The 18735-nt window shown below is 31.2% G+C and carries 20 protein-coding genes; 9 read left to right on the forward strand and 11 right to left on the reverse strand.

Annotated features, from left to right (window positions below):
• Positions 1–371 precede the first annotated feature (371 nt).
• The 3 genes from CDOM16189_RS07380 to CDOM16189_RS07390 form a co-directional block, all read right to left on the reverse strand.
• Positions 372–767, reverse strand: coding sequence for a hypothetical protein (locus tag CDOM16189_RS07380; RefSeq protein WP_169975968.1), 396 nt, complete (start codon positions 765–767; stop codon positions 372–374).
• A 123-nt stretch (positions 768–890) separates the two neighbouring features.
• On the reverse strand, positions 891–2009 hold the full coding sequence (locus tag CDOM16189_RS07385) for a plasmid recombination protein (protein ID WP_169975967.1): 1119 nt from the start codon (positions 2007–2009) through the stop codon (positions 891–893).
• A gap of 6 nt (positions 2010–2015) precedes the next feature.
• Positions 2016–2282 carry a helix-turn-helix transcriptional regulator gene (locus tag CDOM16189_RS07390; RefSeq protein ID WP_169975965.1) on the reverse strand — a complete coding sequence of 89 codons (267 nt, stop codon included), beginning with the start codon at positions 2280–2282 and terminating at the stop codon, positions 2016–2018.
• A 685-nt stretch (positions 2283–2967) separates the two neighbouring features.
• Between CDOM16189_RS07390 and CDOM16189_RS07395 the strand changes: the two genes are divergently transcribed.
• The 5 genes from CDOM16189_RS07395 (at position 2968) to CDOM16189_RS07415 (ending at position 9000) form a co-directional block, all read left to right on the forward strand.
• A complete protein-coding gene (locus CDOM16189_RS07395; RefSeq protein WP_169975964.1) occupies positions 2968–4113 on the forward strand; it encodes a tyrosine-type recombinase/integrase in 1146 nt (381 codons plus the stop codon).
• A 126-nt stretch (positions 4114–4239) separates the two neighbouring features.
• Complete coding sequence (locus tag CDOM16189_RS07400; protein WP_169975962.1) at positions 4240–5322, forward strand: Fic family protein; 1083 nt, start codon at positions 4240–4242, stop codon at positions 5320–5322.
• A gap of 578 nt (positions 5323–5900) precedes the next feature.
• The gene (locus tag CDOM16189_RS07405; RefSeq protein WP_169975960.1) at positions 5901–6356 is read left to right on the forward strand and encodes a hypothetical protein; all 456 of its coding nucleotides are present in this window, start codon (positions 5901–5903) and stop codon (positions 6354–6356) included.
• A 1-nt stretch (position 6357) separates the two neighbouring features.
• Positions 6358–6936: a metallophosphoesterase family protein gene (locus CDOM16189_RS07410; protein WP_211436612.1), complete on the forward strand. Its 579-nt coding sequence runs from the start codon at positions 6358–6360 to the stop codon at positions 6934–6936.
• 75 nt (positions 6937–7011) lie between these two features.
• The gene (locus CDOM16189_RS07415; protein ID WP_169975956.1) at positions 7012–9000 is read left to right on the forward strand and encodes an AAA family ATPase; all 1989 of its coding nucleotides are present in this window, start codon (positions 7012–7014) and stop codon (positions 8998–9000) included.
• Between the two features lie 67 nt (positions 9001–9067).
• On the opposite strand, the gene CDOM16189_RS07420 is transcribed toward CDOM16189_RS07415, so the two are convergent.
• A complete protein-coding gene (locus CDOM16189_RS07420; RefSeq protein WP_169975955.1) occupies positions 9068–9655 on the reverse strand; it encodes a hypothetical protein in 588 nt (195 codons plus the stop codon).
• 156 nt (positions 9656–9811) lie between these two features.
• On the opposite strand from CDOM16189_RS07420, the gene CDOM16189_RS07425 reads away from it, so the two are divergent.
• A complete protein-coding gene (locus CDOM16189_RS07425) occupies positions 9812–10609 on the forward strand; it encodes an agmatine deiminase family protein (protein ID WP_169975953.1) in 798 nt (265 codons plus the stop codon).
• 20 nt (positions 10610–10629) lie between these two features.
• On the opposite strand, the gene CDOM16189_RS07430 is transcribed toward CDOM16189_RS07425, so the two are convergent.
• Positions 10630–11547 (reverse strand): hypothetical protein, encoded by a 918-nt coding sequence (locus tag CDOM16189_RS07430; RefSeq protein WP_169975951.1) that lies wholly within the window; start codon positions 11545–11547, stop codon positions 10630–10632.
• A 138-nt stretch (positions 11548–11685) separates the two neighbouring features.
• Here CDOM16189_RS07430 and CDOM16189_RS07435 point away from each other — a divergent pair, with 138 nt between their 5' ends.
• Positions 11686–13209, forward strand: a complete 1524-nt coding sequence (locus CDOM16189_RS07435) for a hypothetical protein (protein ID WP_169975949.1) — start codon at positions 11686–11688, stop codon at positions 13207–13209.
• Positions 13210–13214: 5 nt separating this feature from the next.
• Here CDOM16189_RS07435 and CDOM16189_RS07440 read toward each other — a convergent pair whose 3' ends face one another.
• From CDOM16189_RS07440 to CDOM16189_RS07460, 5 genes are all read right to left on the reverse strand, one after another.
• Complete coding sequence (locus CDOM16189_RS07440; RefSeq protein ID WP_169975947.1) at positions 13215–13601, reverse strand: type II toxin-antitoxin system death-on-curing family toxin; 387 nt, start codon at positions 13599–13601, stop codon at positions 13215–13217.
• A gap of 102 nt (positions 13602–13703) precedes the next feature.
• Positions 13704–14660, reverse strand: a complete 957-nt coding sequence (locus tag CDOM16189_RS07445; protein ID WP_169975945.1) for a hypothetical protein — start codon at positions 14658–14660, stop codon at positions 13704–13706.
• Between the two features lie 10 nt (positions 14661–14670).
• On the reverse strand, positions 14671–15258 hold the full coding sequence (locus tag CDOM16189_RS07450) for a hypothetical protein (protein WP_169975943.1): 588 nt from the start codon (positions 15256–15258) through the stop codon (positions 14671–14673).
• A gap of 97 nt (positions 15259–15355) precedes the next feature.
• Positions 15356–16333 carry a helix-turn-helix transcriptional regulator gene (locus tag CDOM16189_RS07455; protein ID WP_249321647.1) on the reverse strand — a complete coding sequence of 326 codons (978 nt, stop codon included), beginning with the start codon at positions 16331–16333 and terminating at the stop codon, positions 15356–15358.
• Positions 16327–17148 (reverse strand): SIR2 family NAD-dependent protein deacylase, encoded by an 822-nt coding sequence (locus tag CDOM16189_RS07460; protein ID WP_169975941.1) that lies wholly within the window; start codon positions 17146–17148, stop codon positions 16327–16329. The genes CDOM16189_RS07455 and CDOM16189_RS07460 overlap by 7 nt, the downstream gene beginning before the upstream one ends.
• Positions 17149–17244: 96 nt before the next feature.
• On the opposite strand from CDOM16189_RS07460, the gene CDOM16189_RS07465 reads away from it, so the two are divergent.
• Positions 17245–17718 carry a DUF1643 domain-containing protein gene (locus CDOM16189_RS07465; RefSeq protein ID WP_169975939.1) on the forward strand — a complete coding sequence of 158 codons (474 nt, stop codon included), beginning with the start codon at positions 17245–17247 and terminating at the stop codon, positions 17716–17718.
• A gap of 20 nt (positions 17719–17738) precedes the next feature.
• On the forward strand, positions 17739–17939 hold the full coding sequence (locus tag CDOM16189_RS07470) for a hypothetical protein (protein ID WP_169975937.1): 201 nt from the start codon (positions 17739–17741) through the stop codon (positions 17937–17939).
• Between the two features lie 406 nt (positions 17940–18345).
• On the opposite strand, the gene CDOM16189_RS07475 is transcribed toward CDOM16189_RS07470, so the two are convergent.
• Positions 18346–18522 (reverse strand): hypothetical protein, encoded by a 177-nt coding sequence (locus CDOM16189_RS07475; RefSeq protein ID WP_169975935.1) that lies wholly within the window; start codon positions 18520–18522, stop codon positions 18346–18348.
• Positions 18523–18735: the final 213 nt, after the last annotated feature.

Raw genomic sequence — 18735 nt, forward strand, 5'->3', positions numbered from 1 at the left:
CTCATCCATTTCGGCTTCCAACACACGCTCATAGAACCTACTCGTAAGCTGTCTCAAAAGCCTATCACTGCCGATAAGTTCTTCTTTTGTCATTCCATGAAAATCGAGTTGGTCAAGCATCAAATCGATTACATCTTTTTCTTTGTTCTTTCTTTCGGCTGTCATAATATTTCTCCTAGTATATCATTTTTCAGCCATTTACACAATTTATTTTATAGGGCCTATCTAACCATATTTAGTAATTATCTTTTATATTAATCTATTTAATATCAAAAATTTCTTTATTATAAAATATCAAACACACTTTTCTTATTTGCTTAAATTTTTCTATATTTTTCTACTAATAGCCCTATTTATTTTGTTATTGAATCTTATAAACTCATTTCATATTGCCTATTTGTAATCTTTGTCTGTACTTCACTAGCAACTTCAGGCAATTCATTCTGTAAAAAGTCTTTTATAACAGGTATCTTTTTTATGATGTTTGAAAAGAAATTGATTGCCTTGGTTTTAAAATACTTTAAAGCATTTAGTTCTTCACTTTGAGAGACAATAATTTTATTCAAGCTTTCTTTTTCATCATTTAATTTGTTGTTTTGTTGAGAAAGTTCTAAATTCCTATCCTTGTAGACTACAAGCTCACGCTCTAAGTTATCTGCTTGTATTGCTTTTTCCTCGAGTGGCTTTATTTTGTCTTGAAAGTTTTTTATTTCTTGTTCCTTTTGCTCTGATTCTTGCTTGAAACACATTGCTTCTGCTCTAGCCATTGCAGTTTCGCCTTTAATTTCCTTATTTTCTTTTGTTAAAACGTCTATTTGTTTGAATTTTTCCCTAATCTCATCTGTACTACCAAATTCTTCCTCGCTTGTTTTTATTATGCTCTCTAAATTTTATATTTTTTGCTTTTGATCATTAATTATGTTATCTTGATTAAGTAAATTTGCATTTTCTTGAGTAAGTTTATTATTTGTAGCTTTTAGCTTATCATTAATTTCTAACAAATCTTTATTTTCTTGAAGTATTTCACTATTTTTTAAAAGCTGGGCGGTTAATTCATTTATCTGCTCTTTTAACTCGACTTCTGAAACAATATAGATTCTGTCTTGAAAAATTTGTAATACTTGTTTTCTTAAAGAGCCGATTAACTTGCCATATTCGCTCGGATCTAGTTCGTAATACTCGTCCCCAAAAAGATGCTTATCCTTTGTAATAAATTTCGATATGGTTTGATTAATTAAATTCGATATTTGCTTGTGTAATTCTTGTTCGCTTTTGAACTCCAATTCAGCCTGATGCATCTGTTTAAGGTTTTTATGAACACTCTTGCTGCCCTTAACACCCCTGACTGCTATTTGACTAAAAGCATCAGCAGCCATATCTTGAAGTGATGAGCCAAACTGTTGCATCTCTTTTCTATTACGTCTTATACATGCATGTTTATTGTGGTCATAGTTTGTAAAAATAATCTGATAATGCTTAACCTTCTCATCATTATGCTCGGCTACAGAAATACACTCAACTCCATATTTTAGACAGTACGCATTAACAAATCTTTGAGCTTGATTTTTTAAATCAAGACTATTTATCAAATTAACCTCTTGATCGTTTAACCCCTCCTTAGAATTCTTTGGCCTAGTTGTTCCGAAAGTGATTAAAATTTCAGTAAAAGGAGTCATTTTTTTCTGCCATGACTTTTTCTTAACTTTACCATTCTTGTCTGTTGTTGTTTGGATCTCATAATCTTTTTTAAAGGAATTCATCTTGTTATTGATCATATCCATTATCTCGCTACTTTGAAAACTATAACTAGAAGCATCAAACAAGGAGCCATATGGATTTTGAATAAAATATTTATTAGACCCTGACTTTCTGCGCAAATATTTAATACGTTTAGTCTGTTCTAGCTCCCGTAGATTATGAGCAAGTCTACCTATGGCTTTATCCGGAGTTAAATTCTCTGAGAGGGCAGATACTACTATCTCGTATCCATTAATTTTTATAGGACTCATCTAGAGCTACTGTCCGCTGATCTTAATTCTTTTTTGAAATATATAAGCAGCTATATCTGTTATCGAAAAAGCTATACGAGAATTTTTTGCATCACCCATCTTTATATAGCGTGGTATATCTCTACCCTGAGATATACGCAAATCCAATGTTGAGACTCCTATACCAAGTAGCTTTGCAGTCTGCTCTCTATTTAGCATCACCCTACCAGCAAATTGAGACTTTATACAATCAAGAAGCTGTTTATAATCTTGATTATCATAGAAATTATTCATTTTCAAGTCCTTTTTAATTTATTTTCTATATTAATTATACTGATCATGCATTTTTATTTTGAAAAAATAGACTTTTTGAGAAAATTTTTCATACTTTGTTGTAGTTTGGATTATATTAGTGTATTTTAGAGTGCAATATTTTTTTATTATCTATAGTAGCATTAATAAGCAAGAAGGATGCTGAAGTATTAGGAAGCCTTTTATAAAATACATTCTATTTTAAAAATTAAATTATTCTACAAGAATATTATCGAATATCAAAAAATACTATTGAATACTCAAATAATTGTATATCCAAAGAAATATATGCAGAAAAATTAAATATAGCATTCTGGAAAATATTAAAACACTATATAACAATTTAGAATCTTAAAAATTTTCGGGAACAAATAGGGAACAAATTTGACAAAACCAAGAAACCTTAAAGCTTAAGAAATATCGGTAGAATAGGGGGTTTTAAAAGGGTTTTTATAAGGAAATGGCTCCGGATGCTGGATTTGTATAATATCATTTCTTAAAGTATTTTATATGCCCCTAAAATACCACATAATACCCTATAATAGGCACTTTAATTGATTAAGCTTACTCTAAGCTATCCTAGAATATCATGCATTTTTACAAAAACAAAGGGGAAATAAAGGGGAAAAATGCTCCGCCACTTTTTAAGCAAAAGGAGAAACCTTAAATGGCACTCATATCTTATAATAAATTTGCAAATACAAACAAATATCCTGGAGTAAGAATATATGTTCTTGATAATAATGATATAGTATTTTACATAAGAATTGATGGCAAAGATATAAAAGTAGGCTCAAAATCAGAAGGCGTAAACGTAACCTACGCCTACAACAAAAAGAAGGAGTATGATACCAAAAAGAGAAACGGCGAACTGCCAGATAGCATAGCCAAAAAACAGCTTGCTAAAGGCGGTTTAAAATTTGATGATATAGCAAAAGCATTTTTTGATTATAAACTCGAACAAACGCCAGATAAAACGGAAAACATTAAGGAGCAAATCTGCATGTACGAGCAGTATCATAAAAGTAAATTCGGAAGTATCACTACTAGCTTGATAAGCTCCGAGATGATACAAGAGCATTTTAAAAACATAAAGGAAACAGTGTCTAGTAGAACCGGTCGCAAGCTATCACAGTCGCGTACAAACGCTATCATGGGTATAATAAGAACGATTTTTAACTACGCTATAAAACAAAAACTTATATCTCATCTTAGTCCATTTGATATAGAGATCAAAAAACCAGATAATAAAAGAGAGAGGTTTTTAGAGCTTATAGAGATAGATTTGCTTCGTAAAGAAATAGCCAAGAAAAACGATTTTGCATTAGAGCTATTTATAGAGCTTGCACTATGTACGGGAGCTAGGCTTGACGGTATATTAAACATAAAGAAAAAAGATATATCGCTTTCAAATATGAGCGTAAACATAACCGACTTTAAAAGCAAAAATCCAGAGAATAAAAGATATACGGGATTTTTAAGCGATGAGGCATTGGTGTTGATAAATAAAATTTACACGACAATTTCGCCAAATGATGCTCTTGTCGATAAACCCTACGCCACCCTCCAAAACGTTTTGCAGCATCTATTAAACAAACTCTTTAATGACGGCCTTGCGCCGGAGGACAGCGCAAATAGAGTCGTAATACATACGTTAAGGCACACGTTTGCCTCTCATCTAGCCATAGCCGGCACTCCGATACTTACAATAAAGAAACTAATGAATCATTCGGATATAAACCACACTCTTAGATATGCTAAGCTGATGCCAGATAGCGGTAAAGAGATGGTGAAGAAACTATATAAAGTATAATTTTGTAGAAAAAGTTGTATAATCCAATAATTATTAGATAGATTGAGATGTTCGATTTTGTCGCTTACCATTTATAAAAATAAAACCATAAATTTAAATCGTATATATTATATATAGGCAAACACAATGACCCAAAAAAGAGAATTTATACCCAAAGAGCTTCCACTAGATTTTAAGCCAACCGAGCAAATTTATAAGGCGCTAAATAGAGCCTCAAGAAAACTAGGCGAGCTAAACGGTTTTATAAAAACCATTCCAAACCATGACATTTTAATAAATTCTCTCGTACTGCAAGAGGCAAAAGATTCAAGCGCGATCGAAAACATTATCACTACGCACGATGAGCTATTTTTAGCGCAAATAGACGAAACCAAGATAGCACAAAGCGCAAAAGAGGTTATAAACTACGAAATAGCCTTAAAAAAGGGCTATTCGCTTATAAAAAAAGATAATCTATTCTTAACTCGTCATATACTAGAGATTCAAAAACGATTGCAGCGCAATAATGCAGGCTTTCGCACCCAAAGCGGAACTATGCTTAAAAATCCTACCACAGGCGAGATAAAGCATATACCGCCGCAACATATAGATGACATAAATAAATTAATGGTAAATTTAGAAAAGTATATGAACGATGACTTAGATGAGCTTGATCCACTAATTAGACTAGCGGTGATCCACTATCAGTTTGAAACCATACATCCGTTTTATGACGGAAACGGCAGAACCGGACGCATCATAAACGTCTTATATCTAACGCACAAAAAGCTACTTGATCTGCCGATTTTATATCTGAGTGCCTATATCATAAAAAACAAATCCAGATACTACGAGCTTTTGGAAAATGTAAGCAAAAACGGCGAGTGGAGCGAATGGATAGAATATATGCTAAACGGCATAGAGCGCACCGCAGAGGCATCCGTCACGCTCATAAAAGAGATAGACGATGCCATAATGGAATTTAGCAAACTCTTGCAGGAAAAAGAGCGAGGTGTATATAGCAAAGATTTTGTGGAGTTGCTTTTTTCATACCCGTATACAAAAATAGAATCGGTCGAGAAAAAACTAAATATCTCTAGACAAACAGCTTCTAAATATCTTAAAATTTGCGAAAAACTAGGAGCATTTAGGTGCGTAAAGCTCGGTCGTATAAATTACTTTGTAAATTTAAGACTATTTGAAATTCTAAAGCGAGGCTTAATTTTATAGCTTGCTAATGGCTGGCAACTTATAAAATTTGTTAATGTTTTTAACATATTGGCGATAACTTGTTAAAAATATTGAAAATTTTTAACATATTAAGATATCGTCAAATTATGGCAACAAAACCACACAAAGTTCTTTTGTGGTCACAAAATGGTCTTGCGCCATATATTTTTAAATTATCTTAAGCATATCAATAAATGACAAAAAGAATGAGCTACAACCAGCTTGCAATTTACACATATATATGGTAGCTGCTATAAAAAACATTTCTATTTTACCGGGGCGAGGATACTTTTTGTCTGACAAGTCAGACAAAAATATCACTCGTTAGGGAGTTGCCCTTAAGACCCCTTCTCTTGTACACATAAACATTTTAAATGAAGTAATAATCAATATAAAATATAAATATTCTGATCAATAATGCTAATATATGTTAAAGTATGTTTTTTGTTATGTCAAATTATACTTAACCATGCTTTTAGAAGCAAAAAATACAGATTTTATTAAATTGGAATAAACAAGACATAATTCCTTCTACTTTTTAATGTATAATTTTCTTAATTTTAAAGAAGGAATAAAACATGGCTGTTGCGCTACCTACCGTTGAGGATTTTATAATTAAAAGAGGCAAGGAGTTTGGATTTTGGATTGTTTTCCATACAAGATATAATGATATATGTGCGTTTAAAAAAGAGATTGTATGCGACAATCCATTTGATAATACGAATGAAAAATATATAGATACAAAAGCAAGAGAAAAGTTTTTGAACTTCATGAAGGAAAATTTTCCTAATACTAAATTGACAGAGGTATTTGATCTTGTATCTCCTGGCATGCTTGTATATCCTTATCTAGGGAGTATTGGCGTAGATTGCGATGAAGGCGATGAAGTATTTAATGCCTTAAGCAAAATGTATGGCAATCCTTTTGAAGATGCTATTACAAACAACGCAGTTTTTTGGGTAATGAGACTAGAGGATGCGATAAGGTCAGATAAAGAGAGAAGAGAATTCATAGAAGCAGAGTTTGGTGATTGATATGAAAATTTTTCATGCCAGCGATCTACATTTCAATGTAGAATATTTTAAGCATATATCAGTCCTTGAAGATAAATTTGACATATTTTGTTTTAGCGGGGATTTATTGGATGACCATTCTCCGCTAGCCACTCAGATAGAAAAAACATCCGACTGGCTTTCAAGTTTTAAAAAACCTGTTTTTGTATGTAGTGGGAACCATGATATAGGTCTAAAAGATGAATGGCTAAAGCAAATAAAAAATATATATAGTGATGATACTATCAAAAATATTAATGGCATTAAATTTGGATGTTCTAAATATCTCGAAGAGGACATTTTAAAATTTGCAGATTGCGACATACTGGTAACACATTTGCCTCCGTCTAAGACAAAAACATCTATCTCTAAGAACAATAAAGACTATGGGGATATGGAACTTTATCGTCTAGTAAAACATGGACTTATGAATGTAAAAATAATTCTTTGCGGTCATATACATGATCCGGTCTCCAGAATAGACACACTAAATAAAGCCACAATCTATAATTCAAGTTCAGATGGAACACTAGAGCCTTTTTATCAAGTGATAAACATATAAAAACCTTAAAATCAGACACCATATTGTCTTAAAAAGTAGATAAAATCCTTTTAAAATAAAAAGAAAGGATAGACTATGGATGATTTAATGCTACCAAAAGAGATAGAGAACAAGATCAGGCTTTGGTCTTTAAGGGCTATTGTAAAATTTGGGATACCTGATGATTTTCTTAGAAGACATGACGGTATATTAAAGTCAAATGAAACTACGGAAAATGCCAAAAAAAGACTTAAAAAACAACTTATAAGCCTTGAAAAGAAAAAAATCACCGGCTTAAAAAATCTCGACAAAAATTTGGAGGCTCTATCTAAAACACTTAATCTTAGCGATGAAGATAAAAAGATATTGGAATTTGCAATATTAACAAATGAATTTGAAGCGTTAAGAGATGTTTTTTATGATCTCGGAAGAGTTCATATCATAGCATTTTACAATATTTTAGGCGCCATACTTGATATTCCTTCACATATTATTAAAAAATCTCTTCATCCAAGCTCGAAACTAAGACAAAGTAGAGTTTTAAAACTAGACACTACGCAAAATATCAATTTAGGAAGTGCGTTTGATTTTTTCTACTCCTATTTTAGTACAGATATGCTGGTAGGTCATAGCAATGTTATAGATGTATTTAAATCAAGTTTTTTTAAATCAGATCTATCTTTACTGAAATTTGATGATTTTAGACATATACCTGTAGATGAAAACATGATAAAAACTCATGTTTTAAGCAGCAATAAAGGCACAAACATACTTCTTTACGGCAAACCAGGAACCGGAAAAACAGAATTTGTAAAAATGCTATCTGCAACATTAGGTAAAAATCTTTACGAGATATCATATACCAATAGATACTCTCTTGATAACTATACAGGAGAGGCACGTTTCGCATCTCTTTTGGTTGCCGATAGAGTGTTAGACAGCAAGCATGATATTATTATGTTTGATGAAGTAGAAGATGTATTTAAAGATGAACAAAGAATATCAAAGGCTTTTTTAAATAATACTCTTGAAAACAATTCTGTGCCAACCTTCTGGCTTACAAACGATATTTACGAGATAGATAACGCCTACATCAGAAGATTTGATATGGTTATAGAGTTTAAAATACCGCCCAAAGCAAAGAGACTTGAAATCTTAATACAATACACCAATGGGCAAATAAGCGAAAAAGTGCTTAAGCAACTATCTAAAAATAAATTTATAGCCCCTGCTCTTATCTCTAATGCAACAAAGGTTGTATCAAATTTAAATAGTGATGAAAAAGATAAGATCTTTAAAGATCTTATAAAAAATAATCTCAAAGCTCAAGGATATAGATTTGACAAAAAAGAAAAGAAAAAGAAAGAAGAGAAGATAGATCTGCCAAAGAGCTATGATGCAAGCATAATAAACTCTAGTTTAAATTTAAAAGAGCTTGCAGAGGGTATAAAGTCAAGCAAAAATGCAAGACTTTGTATATATGGTCCGGCAGGAACCGGTAAGAGTGCTTATGCAAAATTTATAGCTAAGAGCTTAGGCTCAAAGATAATTATCAAAAAAGCAAGCGATCTTATGGATGCTTATGTAGGTGAAACCGAAAAGAATATAGCCAAGGCATTTAAAGAGGCTAAAGATAAAAAGGCTGTGCTTGTATTTGATGAAGTTGATACGTTTTTACAAGATAGAAATGAAGCTACTAGAAGCTGGGAGGTAAGTCAGGTAAATGAGATGCTAACTCAGATGGAAAGCTTTGAAGGAGTATTTATAGCCACTACAAACCTTATAGATAGACTTGATAAGGCTAGCATAAGAAGATTTGATATGAAGATAGAGTTTGGCTATCTAAAACCAAAACAAGCTCAAAAGCTATTTATGAAAGAGTGTGAGTTGTTAGGATTAAAAGTTTCAAAATTCATAAAAGACAGACTTCTTAACTTCTCTCTTCTAACACCTGGAGACTTTGCAGCTGTTTTAAGATCAAATAAATTTAGCCCTATTAAAGATGCTGATGATTTTATAAATAGGTTAAATGAAGAGATAAAGCATAAGAGTATAGAGAATAATGGAAACAGAGTTGGGTTTTAACCCCGGCTATGGTTAGTTGGCAAGCAACCAACCAAACTTTATTGAATACTATAAGCTAATTTTAAATCTAAATTAAAAGCTCGCTTATATCGTAGTTTTCGATAATAAAATTTCTTAAGACATCTTTTTGTTTATTAAAATTTTCTAAATCACGCAAAAGTTCATTTTTAAACTTTAACCTTTTCTCATAACGGCTTAAATTTAAGCTAAATTTTTTAAATTCTGCACTATCTAATGTCTTAATAAATCCTTGCAAAATTAAATCCTCATCTATTCTTAAATAAGTACCTAAAAATCTAGCATGAAAATGGTGTGGTAGAAATACTCCATCAAGCTTACATCCAAAAAATCTATTTGTATATTTATATAGATAAAGAGATATTACGAATTTTCCTACGCTATCCCACATTCTTTTAAAATCTTTATTGATAATTGTTCGCCATTTGTCTATCGGTGTTTTAAAGCTCTTTGTTTCTGTTAGTATCGGATTATCAAATTCTAAGTCCAGATAGTGATTAGCAGCTATTTCTACCGATTTGCAAAGATTGTGCAAGGCTCTATAGTTATCATATATCATCACGCCGTTAGGCTTTGATTTTTTATCCAAAGACCATCTATAGACTTCTTCTGAGATTATTAGTATATTATTTAGCATATTTGCTCCTCATCCTTTAAACTTATTTTATCTACTAGCAGTAGCTAAATTTATGATATTGGAAATTCTAACAATGCTTTTAAGACATCTTATGTCTTGTTTTAAGGGTAATATTACATAAGTATCTTTTTACTTAGTATCAGCACAGGAATTAATATGAGCCATACAATCCTTTTATCAAATCTTTTGTTTGAAAATCATCCACAAGTCGCAAATGCTTTATGCTCAATTCTATATAAACACAAAATAAATTATCGAATTTTAAAAACAAAAGATATTTGGATGAGAGATTTTATGCCATTAATGCTTGAAAATGCAAGCTTTACCTCTTACGTTTATGATCCAGACTACTTAAAAGATGATAAGTATAAAAACATAAGAACAAAAATTCCTTGTGCCGATAATCATATAGGCTTAGTGATGGATGGTGGCAATTTTGTAAGATATAAAAACAAAGCCATCATGACTGATAAAATTTTCAAAGAAAATCCGCTAAAGTCAAAAGACGAAATCATCAAAATCATAAAGCAAAAATGCAATCTTAACGAGCTTATCATCATACCAAAACAGCCTTATGATATATACGGACATAGTGACAGCATGGCAAGATGGATAGATGAAAATAGCGTACTTGTAAATGATTTTTCAAATGAGGGCAGGACTTTCAACGATAAAATTTTAAAGGCTCTTAAGTCCCATAAGCTAAATATCAAGTTGATGAAATACAGTGATAATTTTTTTACTAAAGATAGAGGCTGGGGCGCATACTTAAATTTTATTAAAATTAAGGATATTTTAATAGTTCCAATTTATGGTGTAGATGAGGATGGTTTGGCTCTAAGACAGCTTGAAGAAATTTACAAAAACTGTCTAATAGAGCCTATAAATTTTAGTGAGATCATAAAACTCGGCGGGGCTTTACACTGTGTGACAGCAGAGGAGTCGGAGATTTAATATTCTACTGCATCAGTGCGTCAAAAATTTTCCCAAATGCCTGAATTTTCATCAAATTCTGCCTTAGTATTAATATTATTATTTTTAAAATAATCATTCCAAAATTGATTTATTCCCTTTGCGATAGGCAAAAAATCTTTTGCAGATATAAAATCACTTTTTGCGTTGTTGCATATATAGCAAGCTAGTCCGCAATTAGTATCAGAGTATTTATTTTTATCTCCAACGCTAACAATACGTTCTACCTCTAGCTTCTTGCCCCTATGTCGTTTGGATTCTTTATATTGCGAGTTGTTTTCATTAAAGTACTTTTCAAGATCTATTTCTTTGACACCACAATAGCAGCATTTCTTTTTACTCATGCAACTTGCATCTTCATTTCCTATTTTCTTATACCAGTTATAAAATATACTCATCCCTCCAAATTCAGCAACTCTTTTATTTGTAGTCATTTTTTCAGCTCGAGAAAGTATTTTCCAACTCTCAAAATACTTTTCTTTTATATTTATTTCTAATATTTTTTTATCTTTTTCTGTTTTTGGGTTATCTATTGTTAATGTATATGCCTTGCCATTTCTCTTGCTAGTTTCAAGCTCTTGCAGAATCTTGCTTAAATCGTCTATCTCTATTCTGTAAATAATATCTTCCTGTACGTCTATACATCCCAGAATGATTTTATCTACTTTTTGGATAATACCTTCAATTTGTTGATTTTTTTCGCTTGTGAAGCTAAAATTGTATTTACCTTGTTTGGTTTTTTCAGCACTTTTAGCTAAAATTTTATTTTCTTCATCATAAAACCAATCTGGACTTACTTTATTTTTTTTATCATAAATATTAACAAGCTGATACCCATCTCTAGAAAAATCCAAATCCATGTATTTAAGTAAAATTTGGGCCTTTGTTGCAAGTGAAATTTCTTTCCAATCATATTCCATTTTCTCTCCTTTTGTATAAATATTTTTGCAGAATCATTTTATCACAAATCGATTTTATATGTGATTGTATTAAAAAATATAGACATAAAATGTCTCGTTCTAGCAATTATAATATATCAAAAAACCAAAGGATATTTTATGAAAAAATATGCGCAAATTTGTATAAAAACCATGAGATCGTATGAATTATCTTTTAAAGAGATGAGTACTGATGAGTTTAATGCAATAAAAGATAATAATAGTTTAGCGAAAGAATCAAATTTTATACCAGAGAATACACTACTTTTACCAGTATTAAACAATATATACCTAACAAAAGATATACGAGGCAAAACAGGCATTTACACTTATGATGTTTTTGTTGATATTTATGAAAACGACATATTAAAAAGCACTCAGTATTATTCCGGTTCTGAATTGAATAATTTTTGTTGTGATTTATTTTTACCAAACAAATTTTCAAAAAATAGTAATGCCGGAACTTTCATTGTAAAAGCAGATGATATAGGCGGTAGTGAAACTTTTTATAAGATAGAACTTGATGAAGAAGAGGATTTTGACATAAAAAACATAGTTGTATCAAATATGAGATTGGATTCTTATTTTAGTGGGATATGCGCATTAAAAAAAGTTTATTATATCAGAAAAGAAAGTTTGCGTTCAATAAAAAATAAATTAGAGCTGCACGCAAATGAGATATATACTGATGTTGTAAATTTTATAGATGAAGTATTTTGCAGTATAAATCAATATCATATATTACAAAGAGATAGAAGAAGAAGATTTTTTATAGAAGAGTTAGAAAAAAATGAAATTAAACAAACATGCGTAAAAATAAAAAAATCAATAAACACACAATATCTTTTCTGTGTTATTGTGTGTTTATTGGTATATTACGAAACAAACAAATCATATACGCAAGGAATTACAATATCCGTAAATGGTGATGGGATAGAATATTTTGAGTTTGGATACACCGACAAAAAGAAGATGGATGCGTTAAAAAACAGCATAAATGAAAAAGAGTGTAAAAATTTTTTAAAGTCATTAGATTACGATATATCTGGAGTTTATTTACACAGTGCAAACGTTTTCATAAACGATAAAGAAATTAAAGACTGGGCAAAATTAACTTTTAAACTTCCTATTGATAGCTTAGATATCAATAATGAAGATGATAAATTGTATTATTCCAAAGAAAAGCAATCAAAAAACATAAAACATGTGTTTAATATACCTATTGACGAAAATAATTTTGTTTTAGATGATTTATATATAGGTATTTACAGCTCGCCATTAAAAGAAAGTTTTAATGATATAATTTATGAGTTATACTATATACCCAAAGCTGTAGCAAAATACATTATGAATATTTATGGAAAAGAAGGCGAACTAAGAGATTATATAGAAGAAATTTTTGAAAATATCAATAAAAATTTTTCAATCACACGCACTTTTGGTTATCCTGAACATGGTTCTGACAAATATATTGATACTATAAGTTATTTAAATAAATTATTTTACGAATACAATATAGAAAATAACGATAAAAAACCAGTGGCAAAGAAATATAATCTAAAAGTGTTCGATAAAAATATGAGCGTATTAAAAAGTAAGGTTTTGATTTTTGATGAAATTTCTAAAATTTATAAAATAACTTAAAGCCCTCATTTTAAGGGCTTTATAAACTCACCTATTATTAGCCTAAGTTCATCTTTGTCTATATTCCCGGCAGCCACCTCTACCACCACATCTTCCATGAGAGTTGCAAATTCCTCATACATATCGGTCTTGTCATTTAGCTCCATAAAGAATATTGCTAGAAATATAGCACTTCTTTTATTGCCGTCTAGAAATGGATGAAATTTAACACAAGAGAAGATAAGATGTGTTAGTTTATCTATAAAACTTGGATAGTAATCATCATTTTGTATAGAGGATAGTACGGAGTCAAGAAGCGAAATTTGACTCTCGTTAAATCCACGCTTGCCATCTATTTCGTTCATTATGATGTCATGAAGCTCTATGGCTTCATTTATGCTAAAGTATCTCATCTGTCTTTTAGCCTGATAAATACCGATCTAACGACTGGATTTTTTATAACTATCTCTTTTAGCTTTTTAATTATTTGTTCGTTTGTTTTCATTTTTATCCTTTTAGGCTTCAAAGTATTCGTTAAATTTTATAGTTAAGATTATCTTACCTATGCTAGACATCCAGCTTATATCTCCAAGCAAGCTAGTATGATTGCAAAGAGCATGAAACAGATAGCAGTGATAATCTTTGTTTAGTTTTTTAAAGGCACTAAGACCAAGATATTCATTGCAATTTCTTCTCCATCTGTTTTGAAAGGTGGGCTGTTTTATCTCTTTACTCATATTAAGAGGTTCGTTTATAATGGCTACTACATTATCCTCATCGTCTTTGTATAAGGGATCCTTTTCATTAAGATAAAAAGTAACCTCGTAATTCATATCAAACCCATTTATTATGCCATCTTTTAACTTCTGCTTTAATTCGTTTTCATATAAAATAGCCTTGCTTATTAGAGTTTCTTGGATATCTTGCAAGACCGAATTTATCTTCATCATCTCAGCTTTTTCTTCATCACTGCAATCCATTAGCCAAAAATCCATCCTGCTATCAAATCTCTTAAGTTCAATGGTTCTATAACTATAATCTATACCTGTTTGCAATACAGAGTCTATATTTCCAATATCTAATATATCTTCAAAGTAAAGATTAGTATGATCATAGAGGCAGTGATAAAACCGGCAGTGCCACTCATTTTTCATAGGATGGTGTTCCCAGTGCTGAAATTCGTTTTGGTTTTTAGTGTAAAAATAGTTGTTTGGACTATCCTCTTTAAGTATATCTTGCGATATGCCTTCAAAATACTCATTGTATGAGACAACCACCTTATCACTATCGGATATATCTTTATAAAAAGTTTTCAGGTCAATATCATAATCATATATCTCATCTCTATCTTTAAGCGGCGCTAGGTAGCTGTCAGTTTTTATAGCTACATCTAAAATCCTCTTTTCTAATCCATAAAGCCTACTGTTTATATCCATAAGCCTAGCTCTTTCTTGTTTTGAGAATTCACGCATTTTTGTCTCCTTATATCTTAATCCAAGCCGCCTGCTCATAAATTTCTTTATCCGCAAGGTTTGCATCTGTATCGAAGCTGTAAGTGTTATTTAAAAGATATAGCTTATAGCCTGTTATATCTCCATAAAGCGGAAGTGTTTTGGTAGTTTTATAATGATCTTTTATAAACTCAGATATGGTTTTTAACTTTATGTCGATGCTTTTAAAATAAAGTTCATGAAGTATAGGCTTTAAGCTTATATATCTTATTCCTTGAGTCATAACCAGCATAAATATAGGCTCGTTTTTTCTTTTAAAATTTGTCTCTATATAAATATAAGAGCCTTTGTATCTTCTTTTTTCATCATTTAAAATATTTGAAGTGTTTAACTCATCTGCTATGTCTATATTAAAATGATTTGCAATTGAAGCAATTAGAGTCTTTGAACTATGACACCAGTCAAAGTGTCCGTGTTCTAAAAACTCATCTAATGAATTTGCATTACTTAGATTATAAAGAGCTCTTGAGAAGTTTTTCTCTCTTGCATACCCTAGTTCTTTGCTAAGCTTTTTGATATCTGATTTAGATACTAGCTCTTGTAGTTGGTTAAAGTTCATTTATTATCCTTTTTTTATTTTTTAGATCACCGATACATTTTTTGTGATTTTTGGAAATTTTAGCAGGACTTTAGGACATTTTGTGTCTCGGTTGTCCTTATATGTCTATTTCATTAAAATACTCCCCAATCTCATCTCTTATTATCTCAGCTAGCTCCTTTGGTCCAAGAACTTTGATAAAAGGTATATAGTAGTAAATCAGTGGCTTTATCTCCATTATGTTTGTATACTCTATCTCTACTTCTACTGATCCGTCATTATCTTTGCCTGTTATGCTTTGTTTTGCATATGGTTTTCTTTCGAAGTATTTTGTAATCTGTGGAGCAAGAAGAAGTCTTGCTTTCTTTGGCTTTACCAGATCAAACCAGGCCGAGTTTGCGTTTTGTATTCTGTTTTCTATTTCACTACTTATCTCAAATCTATCATCAAGAATCTTTATATCACTTATGCTTCTTAGATGAAATTTCTTAAAAGTATCCTTTTTGTTGCTATCAAGCAGCAATAGATACCAAAAACCATCAAACATAGCTAGCTTTAGCGGCTTTACTTTAAACTCATAGTCGTTATATTTACAAGCTATCTCTTGTTTTTGTTTTATAGACTTTTCAATCAGTTCAAAATTTATAAAGTCATCTTCATTTAGCTTCTCGTTATTTATATTTGTAAGTATTGGGTGATTTAGCTGCTGTGTAATCTGCTCTAATAATATATGAGCTTTGCTATAAAAATTTGCACCCATACTCTTTGAGATATTATCAAGTACGTTTAATACTATACGCTCTTCTTGAGTTAGGTTATCTTTGGCGTCTTTATCATCCATGCTCCACATTCTACCTCTTCTTACCGCTCCATAATCTGTTAATACATCATATAGATCCCTTTGTATGGTCTTAGTAGACACTCCTAGCTTTTCTGAGAGCTGTGAGATGGAGTGAGGTTTATTTCTTATAAGCTGGGCTATTATGTTTATACGTTCGTATTTACTTGTGTTGCTATCAGGAACTATCTTTTTCATCTCTTCTCCTCTATCTGCTATTATACCAGATAGAGGACTTTTATCTGTCTTATCTAGCATAAGATTGCTTTTAGGGCTTCTAATCCGCCCATCTTTATACTTATCCCGTAATATGGACTTATCTTGGTATCAGTTGGGTTTATACGTATTAGATTTGCTTTGTTAAATCTCTTTGTCATTCTTTCACCATAAGCTCTTATGGTTGGTACTGCAAGTCCAGCTCCTATCTCAATGATAGCAATTTTAGAGTTCATATTTTTACTTAACCAAGCATCATATCTATGATACTGAGCTTTAGTTCTATTCCAGTTAAATACTCCATCATAAAACATAAGTATATTTGGACGCATTACACATCCGCATTCTTTACATGTTGGCATCTTAGTAGCTTCGAATTTATCTTCATCTACCTCTATCTCATTCTCATCTATTGACCAGATGGCTCCATCGTCTTTATATATACACTGAGTGTAGTGTATGCTTCCGTGACACTCGTAAATTTTATCCTTATCAAATCCTGCTTTAGCAAAGTGTCCGTCTACGTTTGAAGTATATATGAAGTAGTTATCATCTTTTTCTTTACAAAGCTCTCTAAGCAGATAAAATCCCTCGTGAGGGGTAGTGGCATTATATAGCTTAAGTCTATGTCCGTAAAATGCCCAAGCAAGCTTTGGATTAGAAAAGAACCACTGAGGATTAGCCATATCTGTAAAGCTTAGATTCTTATCTTTTAAAGGCGGATATGCCCTCCAAAATCCTTGGTCTCCACGAAAATCAGGTAGTCCGCTATCTACACTCATTCCAGCTCCAGCTGTGATGATGATGGCATCTGCTTCGTTTATTATGTTTTTGGCTGTGATGATTGATGGTTGCATTTGAGATCCTTTAGCAAGAAGTGTAGCATAAAAAGTGGACAAGAAAGTGGCATTATCATGTGGTATAATTTTTAAATTTATTTTAAAGGAGATGCAATGGACAATCAAATTAAACAAGATGCAATATTTTCAAAAGATCGCAAATATAGATATGTTTTAACTAGAATTTGGGATGAAAGCAAGCCTATGGTTGCTTTTGTTGGGTTAAATCCGTCAATAGCTGATGAAAATACTACCGATAAAACTATATCAAGATGCACTAACCTAGCTAAATTTTGGGGTTATGGTGGTTTTTATATGCTAAATTTGTTCGCGATGGTTTCAATGTGTCCTACAATAATATGCACAGCAGATGACCCAATCGGCAATGAAAACGATCAATTTATCATAGAATATAGCGACAAAGTTGATAAAGTTATTTGCATGTGGGGAGACAAAGGAAGATTCAATGAAAGGGGCGCTCAAGTATATAAAATGCTAAAAAATAAGTATTGCCTAAAACTAAATAAAAGTGGAGAGCCGTCACATACTCGCGGTCTTGGTGGCAACCCTGAGCCTATAAAATTTTAATTATTTTTTAGTAGTTAAATATGCTAGAACATATTGTAAATTTGGTTTCTTATGTATATGACTCAACCATCAAAAGCGAACAAGAGGATTTTAATTATGACTTAAAAGAGCTGTATTGTAGCGCTAAGTCTATTTTTGATCTTATAGATCAGTTACAAACACTTGTGTTTTTTAATGAAAAATTTCTGCCGGAATTAAAGCCAGATCAGCCAAATAAATAGATTTTTGTCCGGCCTCAAAGATGATATTGGATTGTGTGAGATTTTTGTACTTGATTTGGCTAGAAATTTATCACTAGTTGAGATCGACTACAAATTTATTGCAATAGATTCTGGAGTGTACCTGATTTACGATGACTCATATCTAAAAAACGAATTTTTCAAGTAGATAAAAAGCGACAATGCCTAATTGTAAGACAAATAAAATTTGTAAAAAATAGACTAAAGTTTGATGAAAAAGTAATAAAATTTGAAACTTTAGAAGATATTACAATTTTTACTAATAAACTAAAGTACGATCTTGTTACATTAAAAAACTATAGGTTAAAAATGAAGGATTTTTTGCTAAAAAATTATGAACTTAAGGATTTATTTTAGTGTGATAATAAAGGCGAATTTTCGCCTTTATTTAATTTTGTAATACTTTTTTTACAATCTTTTCTTTGTGTGATTTTACAAATTCTATAATGTCGTTTGCAATCTGGGCTACACAGTCGTTTTCTAGTGTTTTAATATATTCTGCAAAATCATTGCCGTATTTATACTCCCAAACAAAGGTGTCAAAATCACTTTTTTTCAGAAACAAGATTTTTGCAATTTATATTCTCATCATCTGTTCATAAGCTAAAATAAGCTCTTTTTAAATTTAGCCCGGCGTAATCCTTACGAATTATGAATATCTTGAATAAAAAATATCTAAAAGCATCGCATAATCATCTTTAGCATCAACTTCCCAATAATTTATCAAATCAAATTTATTTTCTAAATTTTTGCTTTAATTTAAAGGCAAAACTATCAA

It is taken from the genome of Campylobacter sp. RM16189 (assembly GCF_012978815.1).
Classification (GTDB): domain Bacteria; phylum Campylobacterota; class Campylobacteria; order Campylobacterales; family Campylobacteraceae; genus Campylobacter_A.